At 69.8% G+C, this 14,342-nt stretch carries 19 protein-coding genes; 7 read left to right on the top strand and 12 right to left on the bottom strand.

Going from position 1 to position 14,342, the window contains the following annotated elements; translation table 11 throughout:
• Window positions 1–98: 98 nt before the first annotated feature.
• Both ACTHN1_RS03105 and ACTHN1_RS03100 read right to left on the bottom strand, forming a co-directional pair.
• Complete coding sequence (locus ACTHN1_RS03105; protein WP_440469505.1) at window positions 99–350, bottom strand: WGR domain-containing protein; 252 nt, start codon at window positions 348–350, stop codon at window positions 99–101.
• Between the two features lie 29 nt (window positions 351–379).
• Complete coding sequence (locus ACTHN1_RS03100; RefSeq protein WP_440469504.1) at window positions 380–1,333, bottom strand: GlxA family transcriptional regulator; 954 nt, start codon at window positions 1,331–1,333, stop codon at window positions 380–382.
• Between the two features lie 94 nt (window positions 1,334–1,427).
• Between ACTHN1_RS03100 and ACTHN1_RS03095 the strand changes: the two genes are divergently transcribed.
• On the top strand, window positions 1,428–2,054 hold the full coding sequence (locus ACTHN1_RS03095) for a cysteine hydrolase family protein (RefSeq protein ID WP_440469503.1): 627 nt from the start codon (window positions 1,428–1,430) through the stop codon (window positions 2,052–2,054).
• 49 nt (window positions 2,055–2,103) lie between these two features.
• The gene (locus ACTHN1_RS03090) at window positions 2,104–2,415 is read left to right on the top strand and encodes a cupin domain-containing protein (RefSeq protein WP_440469502.1); all 312 of its coding nucleotides are present in this window, start codon (window positions 2,104–2,106) and stop codon (window positions 2,413–2,415) included.
• 152 nt (window positions 2,416–2,567) lie between these two features.
• Here the strand turns inward: ACTHN1_RS03090 and aroB are convergent, their stop codons facing one another.
• Window positions 2,568–3,677 carry a 3-dehydroquinate synthase gene (aroB, locus tag ACTHN1_RS03085; RefSeq protein WP_440469501.1) on the bottom strand — a complete coding sequence of 370 codons (1,110 nt, stop codon included), beginning with the start codon at window positions 3,675–3,677 and terminating at the stop codon, window positions 2,568–2,570.
• Window positions 3,674–4,216, bottom strand: coding sequence for a shikimate kinase (locus ACTHN1_RS03080; protein WP_440469500.1), 543 nt, complete (start codon window positions 4,214–4,216; stop codon window positions 3,674–3,676). The genes aroB and ACTHN1_RS03080 overlap by 4 nt, the downstream gene beginning before the upstream one ends.
• 96 nt (window positions 4,217–4,312) lie before the next feature.
• Here ACTHN1_RS03080 and ACTHN1_RS03075 point away from each other — a divergent pair, with 96 nt between their 5' ends.
• Entirely contained in the window at window positions 4,313–4,516 is a 204-nt protein-coding gene (locus tag ACTHN1_RS03075) for a dodecin family protein (protein WP_440469499.1), read from the top strand.
• Window positions 4,517–4,594: 78 nt separating this feature from the next.
• Here ACTHN1_RS03075 and ACTHN1_RS03070 read toward each other — a convergent pair whose 3' ends face one another.
• Window positions 4,595–5,413 (bottom strand): kinase, encoded by an 819-nt coding sequence (locus ACTHN1_RS03070; RefSeq protein WP_440469498.1) that lies wholly within the window; start codon window positions 5,411–5,413, stop codon window positions 4,595–4,597.
• Window positions 5,414–5,475: 62 nt separating this feature from the next.
• On the opposite strand from ACTHN1_RS03070, the gene pdxH reads away from it, so the two are divergent.
• From pdxH to ACTHN1_RS03055, 3 genes are read left to right on the top strand one after another with little or no spacing between them, the layout of a single operon-like run.
• Window positions 5,476–6,078: a pyridoxamine 5'-phosphate oxidase gene (gene pdxH, locus ACTHN1_RS03065; RefSeq protein WP_440469497.1), complete on the top strand. Its 603-nt coding sequence runs from the start codon at window positions 5,476–5,478 to the stop codon at window positions 6,076–6,078.
• On the top strand, window positions 6,075–6,530 hold the full coding sequence (aac(6'), locus tag ACTHN1_RS03060) for an aminoglycoside 6'-N-acetyltransferase (protein ID WP_440469496.1): 456 nt from the start codon (window positions 6,075–6,077) through the stop codon (window positions 6,528–6,530). Before pdxH ends, aac(6') begins: the two co-directional genes overlap by 4 nt.
• Before the next feature lie 2 nt (window positions 6,531–6,532).
• The gene (locus ACTHN1_RS03055) at window positions 6,533–7,327 is read left to right on the top strand and encodes a cobalamin-binding protein (RefSeq protein ID WP_440469495.1); all 795 of its coding nucleotides are present in this window, start codon (window positions 6,533–6,535) and stop codon (window positions 7,325–7,327) included.
• 43 nt (window positions 7,328–7,370) lie between these two features.
• Here ACTHN1_RS03055 and ACTHN1_RS03050 read toward each other — a convergent pair whose 3' ends face one another.
• The 5 genes from ACTHN1_RS03050 to ACTHN1_RS03030 all read right to left on the bottom strand — a co-directional run bounded on the left by ACTHN1_RS03050 (window position 7,371) and on the right by ACTHN1_RS03030 (window position 11,318).
• Window positions 7,371–8,789: an MFS transporter gene (locus ACTHN1_RS03050; protein WP_440469494.1), complete on the bottom strand. Its 1,419-nt coding sequence runs from the start codon at window positions 8,787–8,789 to the stop codon at window positions 7,371–7,373.
• 104 nt (window positions 8,790–8,893) lie between these two features.
• Entirely contained in the window at window positions 8,894–9,358 is a 465-nt protein-coding gene (locus tag ACTHN1_RS03045; protein ID WP_440469493.1) for a DUF4426 domain-containing protein, read from the bottom strand.
• A 14-nt stretch (window positions 9,359–9,372) separates the two neighbouring features.
• Window positions 9,373–10,218: a pyrroline-5-carboxylate reductase gene (gene proC / locus ACTHN1_RS03040; protein ID WP_440469492.1), complete on the bottom strand. Its 846-nt coding sequence runs from the start codon at window positions 10,216–10,218 to the stop codon at window positions 9,373–9,375.
• Window positions 10,219–10,313: 95 nt separating this feature from the next.
• Window positions 10,314–10,685 carry a hypothetical protein gene (locus ACTHN1_RS03035; protein ID WP_440469491.1) on the bottom strand — a complete coding sequence of 124 codons (372 nt, stop codon included), beginning with the start codon at window positions 10,683–10,685 and terminating at the stop codon, window positions 10,314–10,316.
• 159 nt (window positions 10,686–10,844) lie between these two features.
• Window positions 10,845–11,318, bottom strand: coding sequence for a hypothetical protein (locus ACTHN1_RS03030; protein ID WP_440469490.1), 474 nt, complete (start codon window positions 11,316–11,318; stop codon window positions 10,845–10,847).
• A gap of 467 nt (window positions 11,319–11,785) precedes the next feature.
• Between ACTHN1_RS03030 and ACTHN1_RS03025 the strand changes: the two genes are divergently transcribed.
• Window positions 11,786–12,391, top strand: coding sequence for a hypothetical protein (locus tag ACTHN1_RS03025; protein ID WP_440469489.1), 606 nt, complete (start codon window positions 11,786–11,788; stop codon window positions 12,389–12,391).
• Window positions 12,392–12,635: 244 nt separating this feature from the next.
• Here ACTHN1_RS03025 and ACTHN1_RS03020 read toward each other — a convergent pair whose 3' ends face one another.
• Window positions 12,636–13,322 carry a hypothetical protein gene (locus ACTHN1_RS03020; RefSeq protein ID WP_440469569.1) on the bottom strand — a complete coding sequence of 229 codons (687 nt, stop codon included), beginning with the start codon at window positions 13,320–13,322 and terminating at the stop codon, window positions 12,636–12,638.
• A 154-nt stretch (window positions 13,323–13,476) separates the two neighbouring features.
• Entirely contained in the window at window positions 13,477–13,746 is a 270-nt protein-coding gene (locus ACTHN1_RS03015; protein ID WP_440469488.1) for a hypothetical protein, read from the bottom strand.
• Window positions 13,747–14,342 lie beyond the last annotated feature (596 nt).

The following is a 14,342-nucleotide window of genomic DNA, read 5'->3' as shown; positions in this document are numbered from 1 at the left end:
GCAGTGGTTCGGCCGGGTGGTAAGAAAAGGGGAGCGCGGCGCGGCAGGGCGCGGGCAGGTCGATCAGGCGGCGCGGAAACCGGCCGCCGCGGAAGGGCTCACGGCTGCGGCGCTCCCTGCGTGAACGTGATCTGGTAGCCGCGCTTGAGGTGGGTGTCGCGGGCCTTCTCGAAGGCCGCGTCGGCCTCGGCCTGCAGCAGATACTGTTCGCGCTTGAGTTGCGCGCGGCCGCCGATCTGTCCGCTTTCGCGCAGCAGCTCCCAGCCGCCGAACAGATCCGGTTGCAGGGTCAGCTGGACGTAGCGGGGAGCTTCGCCCGTCTCGGGGCGTTGCTGGAGGAAGACGCGCATGGGGCGGATTGTAGCGAAGCGGCGGCCGTTCAGCCGCCGCGGAAGCTGCGCCGGTAGGCCGAGGGCGAAGTGCCCAGGGCCGCCCCGAAACGCTGCCGCAGCGACACCGCGCTGCCGAACCCGGCCTCGGCGGCGATGTGGTCCAGCGGACGGTCGGTGGTTTCCAGCAACCGCTGCGCCCGCGCCAGCCGCTGGTGGGCCAGCCAGTCGCCGACGCTGGCGCCGGTGGCCCGGCGGAACCGGCGGGTGAAGGTGCGCCGGCTCATCAACGCCCGCGAGGCCAGTTCGTCCACCCCCAGCCGCTGATCCAGATGTTCCAGCGCCCAGGCCAGCACCGCGCGCAGGCGGTCGTCACCGGGATCGGCCGGCAGCGGCTGCTCGATGTACTGGGTCTGGCCGCCCTGGCGGTGCGGGGCGACCACCAGCCGGCGGGCGATGCGGTTGGCGACCTCGGCGCCGTGTTCGCGCCGGATCAGGTGCAGGCAGCAGTCGATGCCGGCGGCGGTGCCGGCCGAGGTCAGCAACTCGCCGTCGTCCACGTACAGCACGTCCGGTTCCAGCCGGACCCGGGGATGGCGGCGAGCGAAGGCGTCCAGCGCCGCCCAGTGGGTGGTGGCCGGGCGGCCGTCCAGCAGGCCGGCGTCGGCCAGCACGAAGGTGCCCAGGCACAGGCCCACCAGCCGGGCGCCGTTCGCGTGGGCCCGATGCAGCGCCTGGCGCAGCGCTTCGGGCGCCGGTTCGTGCGGGTCCCGCCACGAGGGGACGACCACGGTGTCCGCGCCTTCCAGTCCTTCCAGGCCGTATTCCGGTTGCAGGGCGAAGCCGGCGTCGGTGCGCAGCGGGCCGGCTTCCACCGCGCAGACGCGCAGCTCGAAGTCCGGCATCCCCGGCGCCGGCCGGGATTCGAACACCAGGCACGGCACCGACAGGTGGAAGGGGCTGATGCGGTCGAAGGCGACCACGGCGATGCGATGCAGGGACATGGCCCGATTCTATCGAAAGATGCGCTTCGGGCCACTCGTGGCGTTCCGGGCCGCCACCCAGAATGCCGCCACCCACACTCCGGAACCGAACGCCATGTCATCGCCCCGCCGCGCCCTCATCGTCATCGACGTGCAGAACGAGTACTTCACCGGCCGGTTGCCCATCGAGCATCCGCCGGTGGCCGAATCCCTGCCCAACCTGCTGCGCGCGATGGATGCCGCCCGGGCGCGCGGCATTCCGGTCATCGTGGTCCAGCACAGCGCCCCGGCCGGCGCGCCGGTGTTCGCGCCCGGCACCGATACCTGGGAACTGCACCCGGAAGTGGCCCGGCGCCCGCGCGATCACTACATCGAAAAATCGCTCGCCAGCGCCTTCACCGGCACCGATCTGGCCGACTGGCTGGCGGCGCGCGGCATCGACACCCTCACCGTGATCGGCTACATGACCCACAACTGCGACGCCTCGACGATCTACGAAGGCGCCCATCGCGGCCTGCGCATGGAATTCCTGCGCGACGCCACCGGCGCGCTGCCCTACGCCAACGCCGCCGGCCGCGCCAGCGCGGAGGAAATCCATCGCGTCTTCAGCGTGGTCTTCCACAGCAACTTCGCCGCGGTGGCGTCGACCGCCGAGTGGATCGCCGCGCTCGACGCACAGCAGGCGCTGCCGCTGGACAACGTGCCGCAGTCCAACCTGCGCGCCCGCCAAGCCAACGCGTAAGCCGAGCCGCTTCCTGTAGGAGCGACGGATCTTCTTCACGGAGAACCCCATGAACCTCATCCGCAGCCGCGACTACACGGCGCAACGCGCCTGGGATGCGCTGGACGTCGCCCGGTTGGACGGCGTCAGCGTCCGCCTGCACTGGACCGATCAGCCTTACCGCTGGCACGTCAACGATGACCAGGAAGTGTTCGCGGTGATGGACGGCCGCGTGCGCATGCACTGGCGCGAGCGGGGCGAAGAACACGCGGTGGTGCTGGAAGCCGGCGACATGTTCCATGCGCGCACCGGCATCGAGCACCGCGCCGAACCGCTCGGCGCGGCGCGCATCCTGGTGATCGAACGCGAAGGCAGCGATTAGGCACTGGCTCCGTCCGGCTGTTGCCCCTTCCCCCGCCTGCGGGGGAAGGTCGGGATGGGGGCCGCGCGCGCACTCGACTGTAGGAGCGACATCAGTCGCGACAGGGCTTTCCCGCGATCCTCACCGCGACCGGCGTCGCTTCCGCAGGAAACTCAACCGCCCGCCAGCACCTTCAACACCCGCGCCTCGTCGACGTCCGGCACCACTTCGGCGCGGCCGATGCCGCGCCACAGCACCAGGCGCAGGCGGCCGGCCTGGTTCTTCTTGTCCAGGCGCATGCGCGCCAGCAGCGCGTCGGGCGCCAGCCCGGCGGGTATCGCGGTCGGCAGGCCATATGCCCGCAGCAATGCGATCAGTCGTTCGGTGTCGGCGTCGTCTGCCATCCCCAGCTGCGCCGACAGCCGCGCGGCCAGCACCATGCCCACCGCGACCGCTTCGCCGTGGTTGAGGTTGTCGTTGTCGGGACTGCCGTAGCCCTGTTCGGTTTCGATGGCGTGGCCGAAGGTGTGACCCAGGTTGAGCAGCGCGCGCTCGCCGCGTTCCAGCGGATCCCGTTCGACGATTTCGGCCTTGTGCTCGCAGCTGCGCGCGATCGCCTGCGCCAGCACGGTGGGTTCGCTCTCCAGCAGCGCGGCGCGTTCGGCTTCCAGCCACTGGAAGAACAGCGGATCCCGGATCGCGCCGTACTTGATCACCTCGGCCAGGCCGGCGCGCAGTTCGCGCGGCGGCAGCGTGCGCAGCGCGCCGGTGTCGGCGAACACCGCGCGCGGCGGATGGAACGCGCCGACCAGGTTCTTGCCCTGCGGAATGTCCACCGCGGTCTTGCCGCCGACCGAGGAGTCCACCATCGACAGCAGGGTGGTGGGCAATTGCACGCAGTCCACCCCGCGCATCCAGCAGGCGGCGGCGAATCCCGCCAGATCGCCGACCACGCCGCCGCCGAGCGCGAACACGCAGGCGTCGCGGGTCGCGCCGAGGGTGGCGAGCGCGTCGATGGCGTGCCCGAAATGCGCCAGGGTCTTGGACGCCTCGCCGGCGGGCAGGATGAAGGTGCCGATGCCCAGTTCCGGACGCGCGGCATGCAGGGCCTCGCGCACGGCGGCGGCGTACAGCGGCGCCACGGTCGAATCGCTGACCAGCAGCACGTGCCGTCCGCGCACATGCCGGGCCAGCGCGGCGCCGTCGGCCAGCAGGCCCGGACCAATCGTGATGGTGTAGGGGGATTCGCCGCCGACATCGACGGTGCGGAAAAGCGGATTCATGCGGGCGTCTCTTGCCGCTGCCAATGCGTGGCCAGCAGGTGGCACAGGCGCACGGTGGCTTCGGGCGGCATCAGATGATCGGTGTCGAGGGTGAGGTCGGCGACCTCGGCGTACAGCGGCGCGCGCGCGCGCGCCATCTCGCGCAGCACCTGTTCGCGGTCGGGGCGTTGCAGCAGCGGGCGGTTGGTGCAGCGGGCCAGGCGCTTGAGCTGGCCTTCCACGCTCACTTCCAGGTGGACGACGAAGCCGCGCCGCCGGAGCAGGGCGCGGTTGTCGGCCGACAGCACCGCGCCGCCGCCGGTGGAAATCAGCCGGCCTTCGCCGGCCAGCAGTTCGCCCAGCACCGCGGTCTCGCGTTCGCGGAAACCGGCTTCGCCGGCGTTCTCGAAGATTTCCGGAATGGTCGCGCCCGCCCGCTCGACGATGGCCTGATCGGCATCGACGAACACCAGCCCGAACCGGTCGGCGACGCGCTTGCCGATCGAGGTTTTGCCGGCGCCCATGGGGCCGACCAGGACAAGGTTGGGGGCGGGATTCATCGCCGGGGATGCTAGCACCCGTGGCGGGGGCTTAACACGCTCTGGCCTACGGTGGGCGTCCCGGCGGCCCGTCCGCCTTTGTGACCGGAGCATCCCATGTCCGTTGCCAAGATCATCGAAATCAACGCCGCCTCCAAGACCAGCATGGAAGACGCGGTGAAAGCCGGTTTGAAGAAGACGTCGGAGACCGTCAAGGGCATCAAGGGCGCGTGGGTCAACGAGATCAAGGTGGTGACCGACGATGCCGGCAACGTCACCGAGTGGCGGGTGAACCTGCGCATCAGCTTCGTGGTGGAATAGATCCACTCGCCTCCCCGCAGGAGCGAGGTCAGTCGCGACGAGGCTTTCCCGCGTTGCCGATCGCGACTGACGCCGCTCCTACAGGGGCCGTCGCCGCTCATCCAGCGCCAGCACCCGGTCCGCCAGGGCCGGCAACGTGCGCAGCGCCTGCCGGCTGACCCGTTCGAAGAACTGCACGAACCGCGCCACCCCGGCGGCGTCCATCGCGGCGGCGCCGGGACGCGCGCGGGCCAGTGCGCGCTCCTGCTGGCCGCGCCAGGCGGCCACCACCTCGAAGCCGGGCGGTTGCAGGAACCACAGGCGGTCGCACCGCCGCCACAGTGCCGGATAGTCCCGCCGCAGCGCATCGTTGCAGTACCGCCGCCAGCGGCCGTCCGCGTCGTGTTCGCGCTCCAGCGCGTTGATCGGCGCGCGCAGGGCGTCCTCGTCCTCGGCCGGCGTTCCGAGGAACCAGCCTTCGAAGATCACCAGATCCGCGCCCGCGTCCAGCCGTTCCCACGCCGGATCCGGCGCGCGATCGTCGGCCAGCTTGTCGAAGCGGGGCAGCACCGCCGGCCCGCCCGCGCGCAGCGCGTCCAGCAGCGCGCAGGCCAGTGCCACGTCATGCGTGCCGGGCGGACCGCGGGTGGCGAGCAGCGGATGGACGTCGCCGGCCAGTTGCCGCCGTTCGGCGCGGGTCAGGTAGACATCGTCGATGGACAGCACCGCCGGACGCCGTCCGCGTCGCCGTGCGAGCGCGGCGATCTGGGCGGCGAGGGTGGACTTGCCCGAGCCCTGCAGGCCGCTGATCGCCAGCACCGGCACCGCCGCGGGCACCGACAGCGCGTCGGCCAGCGCGGCCTCGACCCATTCGGGCGCGAACCCTTCGCCATCGCCGGGATGCGTGGATGCGGACATCGCGCGACAATAGCGCATGACCGCCGCGCATCGCGCGGCGCCCTCGACCTGCCGGGTGCGCAATGACCGATCTGTATGCCGAAGCCCTGACCACGTTCGCCGGACTCTACGAGGAAGCCCAGGCTTCCGCGCGCGAACTGGAAGCCAATGCCATGACCCTGGCGACCGCCACGCCGGATGGCCATCCGTCCGCGCGCACCGTGCTGCTGAAGGCGTTCGACGCGCGCGGCTTCGTGTTCTACACCCACCTGCACAGCCACAAGGGCCGCGAACTGGAAACCAATCCGCGCGCGGCGCTGCTGTTCCTGTGGCGCAGCCTGCGCGAGGCCGGCATCCAGGTGCGCATCGAGGGCGCGGTGGAACAGGTGGACGCCGCCGAGGCCGACGCCTATTTCGCCTCGCGCCCGCGCATGAGCCAGATCGGCGCCTGGGCCTCGCAGCAGTCGGAAACGCTGGCCTCGGCCGAAGCCTTCGAGCAGCGCATCGCCGAAACCGAGGCGCGCTTCGCCGGAAAGGACGTGCCGCGTCCGGCTGGCTGGAGCGGTTTCCGGGTGATGCCGGAGGCGTTCGAGTTCTGGTACGGCGCGCAGTTCCGCCTGCACGAGCGCTGGCGCTACGAGCGCGACGCCGCCGGCCAGTGGAGCAAGCGGATGCTGTTCCCGTGAGCGATGGCTGGCGCATCCACCAGGCGCAGCCCCGCGACACCGCCGGCTGGGCGCGCCTACGGCAGGATCTGTGGCCGATGGACGAACCCGGCCAGCAGGCCGCGGACATCCTGGATTTCCTCGCCGGCGACGCCGCCGGCTTCCTCGCCACCGATGCGGACGGGCAGGTGATCGCCTTCGCCGAGGCCAGCCTGCGCCACGACTACGTCAACGGCACCGAGGCCTCGCCGGTAGGCTTCCTGGAAGGCTGGTACGTGGATCCGGCCTGGCGCGGACGCGGCGTCGGCCGCGCGCTGGTGCGGGCGGTGGAAGCGTGGACGCGCGAGCAGGGTTGCAGCGAGCTGGCCTCCGACGCGCTGCTCGACAACCGCGACAGCCAGGCCGCGCACGCCGCCTGCGGCTTCGAGGAAACCGAGCGCGTGGTGTATTTCCGCAAGCGGCTGGACGACTGAGCATGGGGCCGCAACGCATCGTCTGCCTCACCGAGGAACCCACCGAAACCCTGTACGCGCTGGGCGAGCAGCAGCGCATCGTCGGCATCAGCGGCTTCACCGTGCGGCCGCCGCAGGCGCGTCGCGAGAAGCCCAAGGTCAGCGCGTTCACCAGCGCGAAAATCGGCGAGATCATGGCGCTCAAGCCGGACCTGGCGATCGGCTTTTCCGACATCCAGTCCGAGATCGCCGCCGAACTGATCAAGCAGGGCGTGGAAGTGTGGATCGCCAACCACCGCAGCGTGGACGGCATCCTCGACTACATCCGCCGCCTCGGCGCGCTGGTGGGCGCGACCGACAGGGCCAACGCCTACGCGCGCGGCATCGAGGACGGCCTGCGCGTGATCGAACAGGCCGCCGCCGCGCTGCCGCGCCGCCCGCGCGTGTACTTCGAGGAATGGGACGAACCGATCATCACCGGCATCCGCTGGGTCGCCGAGATCGTCCGCATCGCCGGCGGCGACGACGTGTTTCCGGAACTGTCGGTCGAACCGCTGGCGAAGCAGCGCATCCTCGCCAATGGCGACGAAGTGGTGCGGCGCGCGCCGGACATCATCCTGGGCTCGTGGTGCGGCAAGAAATTCCGTCCCGAGCGGGTCGCCGCGCGGCCTGGCTGGGACACGATTCCGGCGGTGCGCGACGGCGAACTGCACGAGATCAAATCGCCGCTGATCCTCCAGCCCGGTCCCGCCGCGCTCACCGACGGCGTGAATGCCATCGCCGCGATCATCCAGGCCTGGGCGGCGAAGCGGTCCTGAGACCGGCTTTCAAGCGGTCGGGCGCACGCGTCGCGACGCTTCCTCAACCAGCCGGACGCACGCGTCCGGCCAGCAGCGCGCCCGCGACGGCCAACGCGGCGGTCAGGCCGAAACTGAGCCCGAACGCCAGCGTCGGCGCGCGATCCAGCCACGCCGCCACCAGCGAGCCGGCCAGCGCCAGCATCGTCGCGATCGCCAGCGCGTCCATCAATTGCAAGGCGGAACTGTTGCGGCCCTGCGCCTGCGGCGGCGACAGCGAGAGCGTCAGCACCGACAGGCTGGGATAGGTCAGGCCCATGCCGACGCCGGTGATCGCCCAGCCGATCAGCGCCAGGCCCAGGCCGCCGGGCAGGAACACCGCCAGCGGCAACGGCAGGATGCCCAGGGCCATCATCGACAAACCGATGCGCAGCAGCGTCGCCCGCGACCACGGCCGGCGCGTGTTGCCCTGGTACCACGAGCCCATCGACCAGCCCAGCGCGCCCACGCTCAGCGCCACGCCCGCCCACAGCGGCGAGAGTCTGAACTGCTGCGCCAGCATCAGCGGGATGAACACCTCCGTGCCGAAGAAGGTCGCGCTGGCCAGTCCGCGCAGCGCGATCACGCTCGGCAGGCCGCGCCGCAGGCTCAGGCTGCCCGCCGGCAACAGCTTGCGCGTCGCCCCGATCAATCCGAACAACGCCACCGCCAACGGCAGCGCACCGCGCGCGTCGTGCCGCTGTCCGGCCAGGTGCAACAGGCAGGCCGCCGCCGCCGCGAGCACGGCCCAGGGCAACAACGAGCGCCCGTCCGCCTCCCCGGCGATCGTTGCGGGCAGCGCCTTCAGCCCGGGTCGCAGGGCCAACGCGGCGGGAATCGCCAGCAACGGCACCGCCAGGAACACCCAGCGCCAGCCGACGTGCTCCACGATCAATCCGCTCAGGCTCGGGCCAATCAGCGACGGCACCACCCATGCCGCCGAGAACGCGGCGAACACGCGCGGGCGCAGCGCTTCCGGATAGGCGCGCGCCACCACCACGTACAGCGCCACCGACATCGCGCCGCCACCGAAGCCCTGCACGGCGCGCCCCAGCAGCAACACCGGCATGTTCGGCGCCAGCCCCGCCACGATCAGGCCGGCGACGAACCAGGACACGCCCCACCAGACCACGCGCGCGGGTCCGCGCCGATCACTGGCGCGTCCGGCGTGCACCATGCCGACCACGCTGGCCGCCAGGGTGCCGGCGAACGCCAGCGCGTACAGCGACAGGCCGTCCAGCGCACGCGCGACGGTCGGCATGGCGGTGGCGACCGCGAGCGCCTCGAACGCGCCCAGCGACACCAGCGCCACCATGCCCAGGGTCATCGCGCGGCGGCGTGGCGACAGCAGTCCTTCGAGAGGGGCCGCGGCAGGCGTCGCGGCGGAAGCCTCCGGCGCGTCCGGCGGCGGGGAGAGGGAGAGCGTGGGGGATTCCATGGACACAGAGCGGCGAAGTGGGGACGCGAAGCTTGCGCCCTCAAGCGCGGTTGAGGTCAACCGCGTGGTTCACGCGCAATCGCGCTGCCGCTATGGACGGCGGAAGAGGCTCAGAAATTGCGCTGGAACTGCACTTTCTCGCTTCGGCCGTCCGCGCGCACGGTCAGATCGAAGCGGTAGGTGTCACGCGTTCCCACCTTCAGCGTGCCGATGTGATCCACATAGTCGCCGGTGCGCACCGCGCGGAACGTCAGCGCCTGCCGCTTGCCGGACAGATCGCGCGCCTCGCCCTCGACCTCGCCCTCGGCGACGCTCTCCTCGCCGCCGGCGACCTGGCGCAGGGCGATGACGACCAGCGCCGTTCCCGGCTCGCGCTGGACCTGGTATTCGCGCGCCACCGCCTCGCTCAGCGACAGCGTCGGCAGCGCGTTGAAGTGCACGCGCAGGGAACCGAAATCCTGCTGTGCCTGTGCCGGCGGCACGAACTCGGCCACGCGCGGCGCTTCGCCGGACGAGCACGCGGCCAGCGCGAGCGAAAGGGCGCAGGCCATCCAGGCGGACTTGATCGTTTTCATGGCGGATGTCGGTCTCAGTCGTTGGCGGCGGACAACTGGCGTCCGCGTTCGGTGGCGGCATGGATGGCCTTTGCCACCAGGGCTTCGAAGCCGCCGGCCTGGAAGGTTTCGATGGCGGCCTGGGTGGTGCCGTTGGGCGAGGTCACCCGCGCGCGCAGCACGCCCGCCGGTTCGCCGGATTCGACCAGCATGCGCGCCGCGCCCAGCAGGGTCTGCGTGGCCAGCTCGCGCGCCGCCTCCGGCGCCAGGCCTTCGGCTTCGCCGGCCGCCTGCATCGCCTCGGCCAGCAGGAACACGTAGGCCGGTCCGCTGCCGGACACCGCGGTGACCGCATCCATCAACGCTTCGTCGGCAATCGCCACCGTCGGCCCCACCGCCGCCAGCAACGCCGCGGCGGCATCGCGCTGCGCGGCATCGGCGCGATCGTTCGCATACAGCCCGGTGATGCCCGCGCCCAGCAGCGCCGGCGTGTTGGGCATCGCGCGCACCACCGCCACCTCGCCGCCCAGCCAGCGTTCCAGCTGTTCGGCGGTGATGCCGGCGGCAATCGAAATCGCGAGCGGCCGCCGCGCCTGCGCCAGCGCGGACAGATCGCCGCACACCGTGCGCATCACCTGCGGCTTGACCGCCAGCAGCCAGACATCGGCGTCGGCGGCGGCGTCGGCGGCGGACGCGTGGACCCGCACGCCGAAATCCCGCGCCAGCGCCTCGCGCAACGCGTCCACCGGCTCGGCCACATGGATGGCCCCGGGCGCGTGCCCGCGCGCGATCAGGCCGCCGATCAGGCTGCGCGCCATGTTGCCGCCGCCGATGAAGGCGAGCGTCGCGGCGGTCGGGGAGGAAGAAGAAGACAAGGACATGCGGGCCGGGTCCGGAGCGGAATCGCAGCGATTCTAGCGCAGTGACACGATCCCGAGCCGGCGGCCGCGGAGTCCCGCGATCCGCCCGCACGCGCTCAGAAAAGACTGCAACGCATGCCCTTGCCCAGCAGCGCGCAGAGCAACGCGCCGCCCACGAACACCACCACCGCGATGATCGCCGCATCGGAGAACAGCACCGAAAACCGCCCGTGGCGTCGCAGGCGATGCAGGTGCCACGCGAACATCGCCGCCAGCCCCACCGCCCACGCCGTCGCGGACGCCACGGGCGCCAGCACGCCAACGCCGAACAGCACGATCACCCCGAGTATCCAACCGTCGCCGCCGCACGCGGTCAGCCAGAAGCCGATGCAGGCGAGGGATGCCAGCAGCGGCGCGGCGAGCAGCGTGAACGCGGCGACGCCAACGCGCTGACCGGTGGAGAGGGGAAAGGGGGATGGGGATTTCATGGGACGACCGACAGCGGAAATGGAGGCAGGGAGACGATGGTGGCGGAACAGGAGCGTCCAGTCTGGGGGCGGAATCTTCCGCGCAACCTGGGAATGTTCCGAAAGTTCGAGGGGACGCAGGGCAGGGCGCCTGTCGCGGCTAGGTGCGGTTCCAGAAAACTACCGCTCGCGACCCTGCATGAGCCGTTCCAGGATCTCGGGAATGGCGTCGAACTTGCTCTTGATCCCGCGCACGCCATTCTCGTTGATGTCGTCGCAGCGTCCCACGACGCGCGCTTCGGCGTTTCCGGACCGCGCCAGGGTGAGTGTCGCGCCGTCGCAATACAGACGCGCCAGCACGCGATGCGAACGCTTCCGCCGGACTTCCGCATACCAGCACTCGTCGGCGCAGCCATCCGACCCATAGATCAGGGTCTGCCCCTCATGCGGCCAGCGCAGTTCAAAGGGCGCCTTGGTCTGGGCGAAGGCCCGGGGCGAAAGGGCGGCGAGCAGGAGCAGCGCGCCGGCGATGGCGGCGGCCCATCGCAGCGGGTGGATTCCGGAGGCGCGCGATGGTCTCTGCACACGCAAGGAAAGATCCGCCGCCGATGGGGGGAAGACGTCACGGGGACGCGTGTTGATTTCTGCGCGCATGAGCCTGATTCCGTTCGCCGCCATCGCCGTCGTCCGAATGGCCGCCAAGGTGTGCACTATGCGGGGCGCTCCGTTTTTCACGCAACCACCCTGCAGGTCGCCGGTGAGCATTCGCGCGGAGACGTTCCTCGCTCTTGACGCAGCAAATGTCAGAGGCAGATCATTGATTGAATGTGAGTTGACGGGCGCGCATGGACCGAACCAGCATCTCCGCGTCGCTGCAAATCAAGCGACCGGGATTGGCGTCCCGAACCACAAGGCGCACCAGCGCCCATCGACCGATGCACGGCGCTTTTTTCCGCCGGGCAATCGATAGGGCGAAAGCCAAGCCTCTTTTTATGGCGGGCGGTGTGCGGGGGGCTTCGGCCCCGCCGGCTCCTTGTGGCCGGTACGCCAACCGTGCACCGTCCGTCACCCTGATTGGCGTCGGGATGGCGGATTCCACTTCACACAAGGAGTCCCGCACCATGCGCGAGCACACTCAAACCACTCCCGCCAGCAAGCCCCGGACACAGTTGGCCGACTACTTCGGTACCATCGCCGGCACCCAGGAATGGAACCCCGACGCATGGCGGGCGCTGTGCACCCGCCTGCAAGCATCCGGCACACCGCTCGACGAACTGACGCTGCGTCAGATCCATGACTGCATCCACGAAATCCGGGAAGACGATCACGCGCGATCCGTCCTCCCGCCAAGCCCGCGCCATCCAGCACAAGCCGCTCCGGAATACGCTCAAGGCGAGAGAAGCGATTCCTTCCCGAACCGCCCGATTGGCCGCGAAACCCGACGTGCGAGCGTCTCCGCCGAGATCACCCTACGGGTCAGCGAGAACAGCATCGTCCTGGCCGGCGCGCTGGACATGGGCGGCCTGATGGTGCGCAGCACGCGCGGCTGGCGTCGCATCGAGAACGGATGGACGTTGACCTCCGGCCCCGTGTTCTTCCGCGATCACGAAGACCTGCTGGGCCAGGAACTGGCCGAGTACCTGGGCAATCTGCCCTTGCCGCTCACGCTGGCGGATGCGTTGCGGGAGCCGTTGGGAAGCGATGAAGCGGAGACGGTCGAAGACTGACGCCTGCATCCGCGGCGCGTCGCCTCGACGGCGACCGCCCGCATGACCAGGTTGGTTCGTGGCGATGGTACGGATCCCCCGGCACGCAATGGATGGCGCAGGGGACCCTTTCTATCAAGCCCGGTTTTCATCCTGCGGATCACTCGCGCCTGTGTTCGCGAGCACAGCCCAAGAACATGGATGCATCGGAAACCGGGAAGCCAGCGCCGCGTGCCGCCATCCAGGGCGACAGCCCGAAGCGCCTTTACCGGCGGGCGGATCGGGTGCGCTTGCGGTCGTTGCGCTGGGTGGTGGCGCGGCTCTGCGCGAATTCGGGGAAGGTCTCCGCCAGCGACGCCTCATCCGGCAGGATGTAGAACACCCCGCCGCGCTCGAACGTCGGAACGATGATCCGCTCGTAGAACGCCGGCGAGACGTTGATGCAGCCGTGCGTGACGCGGTTGTCGTCCGGCGAAGGCGATGCAAGGCGCTCGGCGCGCCTCTCGGCCGGCACGCCCGTCGCGGTCGGGTGGATGGAGACCGCGGATTCGTAGTCCACCCACAGCACGCGGCCGGCGTCGATGGACGGACCGAAACCGCCGACAAAACGACCGGCGGGCGTCGTGCGATCCCGGCCCGGAATCTCGCGAAGCGCGAGACCGGCGATGCCGGGCGCCGTGTGATCGCCGACCGCAGAACCAAACAGTCCTGGCGCCGCGCCACGAGGCCGGCCATCGCCATCGAACACCAGCACCTGCGCGGCGGCCTTGTCGATGACCGCGAACGGATAGCCCTGGTTGTCCTTGGTGGCGACCACCCAGCCCGCGAGCTCGATCACCGTATCGGACACCTCCTGGTCTTTCGGAAGTTCGTCGGCGGAGGCGACCGGTTGCGCGGCGGCCTGCTTGGCGCTGGCCATGCCGATGTTCGCGAACGCCAGCGTCAGCGCCAGCGCGCCAGCAATGGCTCGAATCGCAGGATATGTGCGCGTACGGATGGGAAGATTCCTTGCAAAAACGAAGACGGGTTGAAAACAAAAAGACCGGTGACCCGTAAAGGCCACCCGGTCCGGTCAAAGCCGTTAATCGCGACCTGTGCGGGAGCGATTAACCGCGCGGTGCGCGGCGCGGCGCGGTTTCCAGCTTCTGGACGCGGCTTTCCATCTGATCCAACCGCTGGTTGGCCTGCTGCGCGGACTGATTGGCGGATTCGGCGCTCTGCGCCGCGCCCTGCACCTTCGTGTCGAGTTGATCGAGGCGCGAGTTGATGCCCGCGAACTCGTCGTCATAAGTGGCGCAGCCGGCAAGGCCCAGGGTAGCGACGAGCGCCACGCCGAACATGCGAGCCATTGCCAGAGTTTGTTTGGTCTTGAACATTCCACTGCTCCTTTGTCTGGGGTAACGAAATATAGCGATCATTTGGCCGGAGTCACCACGCGGCTTTAGCTGACATTGGCGTACGTCGACGGAGCGTGAAGAAGTGGAACAAACGACGATTTAATCCATCCGTCTTCGCTCGATTCGTAGCATTTATCGATCCACGCGACCGTGATCCCTCCAGACAACCGGCAGGGTCTCTCCGGGCATCAGCACCCCGCTGCGCGACGTCTGTTCCGGAGCAGTGGGAGTCTTTCGACCTGATGGCCGGATCCCGGCATTCGGTGGTGCGACTTGTCCAGAGCGCGCCGCAAGCGGGCCATCCCATTGATGCGGCTCGATCCCGGGACGGCGGGACAAGTCGCGCCGCATGCCCGCGTGCGGCCTGGCGCCGATTTTCCGGCGACTCCGTGGCCTGGTCGACGCAGATCATCGGACCGATGATGGATCGCGAAGGAGGCTAATCGTCGATCGAAAGACCAGAAGTTTTTTGCTCTCCCCGCTTGATCCGCCGGCAATCGCAGGAACAGCGCGAGCACGACGATTCGTGGTTCCCGGCAGGGACAGGTCGTGAGCGGGCTCGAAGGGGTCTAAGG

It is taken from the genome of Pseudoxanthomonas sp., from assembly GCF_051953815.1.
Lineage (GTDB): Bacteria > Pseudomonadota > Gammaproteobacteria > Xanthomonadales > Xanthomonadaceae > Pseudoxanthomonas_A.
The sequence above is the reverse complement of the archived record's forward strand: the minus strand, read 5'-3'. Positions and strand labels throughout refer to the sequence as shown.

Bases quoted from the DNA above. Each gene is read 5' to 3' on its own strand.
- ACTHN1_RS03105 (WP_440469505.1), bottom strand. From the start codon at position 350: ATGCGCGTCTTCCTCCAGCAACGCCCCGAGACGGGCGAAGCTCCCCGC.
- ACTHN1_RS03080 (WP_440469500.1), bottom strand. From the start codon at position 4,216: ATGAATCCCGCCCCCAACCTTGTCCTGGTCGGCCCCATGGGCGCCGGC.
- ACTHN1_RS03075 (WP_440469499.1), top strand. From the start codon at position 4,313: ATGTCCGTTGCCAAGATCATCGAAATCAACGCCGCCTCCAAGACCAGC.
- ACTHN1_RS03015 (WP_440469488.1), bottom strand. From the start codon at position 13,746: ATGTTCAAGACCAAACAAACTCTGGCAATGGCTCGCATGTTCGGCGTG.
- ACTHN1_RS03045 (WP_440469493.1), bottom strand. From the start codon at position 9,358: ATGAAAACGATCAAGTCCGCCTGGATGGCCTGCGCCCTTTCGCTCGCG.
- ACTHN1_RS03035 (WP_440469491.1), bottom strand. From the start codon at position 10,685: ATGAAATCCCCATCCCCCTTTCCCCTCTCCACCGGTCAGCGCGTTGGC.
- proC (WP_440469492.1), bottom strand. From the start codon at position 10,218: ATGTCCTTGTCTTCTTCTTCCTCCCCGACCGCCGCGACGCTCGCCTTC.
- ACTHN1_RS03030 (WP_440469490.1), bottom strand. From the start codon at position 11,318: ATGCGCGCAGAAATCAACACGCGTCCCCGTGACGTCTTCCCCCCATCG.
- aroB (WP_440469501.1), bottom strand. From the start codon at position 3,677: ATGAATCCGCTTTTCCGCACCGTCGATGTCGGCGGCGAATCCCCCTAC.
- pdxH (WP_440469497.1), top strand. From the start codon at position 5,476: ATGACCGATCTGTATGCCGAAGCCCTGACCACGTTCGCCGGACTCTAC.
- ACTHN1_RS03095 (WP_440469503.1), top strand. From the start codon at position 1,428: ATGTCATCGCCCCGCCGCGCCCTCATCGTCATCGACGTGCAGAACGAG.
- ACTHN1_RS03100 (WP_440469504.1), bottom strand. From the start codon at position 1,333: ATGTCCCTGCATCGCATCGCCGTGGTCGCCTTCGACCGCATCAGCCCC.
- ACTHN1_RS03070 (WP_440469498.1), bottom strand. From the start codon at position 5,413: ATGTCCGCATCCACGCATCCCGGCGATGGCGAAGGGTTCGCGCCCGAA.
- ACTHN1_RS03090 (WP_440469502.1), top strand. From the start codon at position 2,104: ATGAACCTCATCCGCAGCCGCGACTACACGGCGCAACGCGCCTGGGAT.
- ACTHN1_RS03055 (WP_440469495.1), top strand. From the start codon at position 6,533: ATGGGGCCGCAACGCATCGTCTGCCTCACCGAGGAACCCACCGAAACC.
- ACTHN1_RS03025 (WP_440469489.1), top strand. From the start codon at position 11,786: ATGCGCGAGCACACTCAAACCACTCCCGCCAGCAAGCCCCGGACACAG.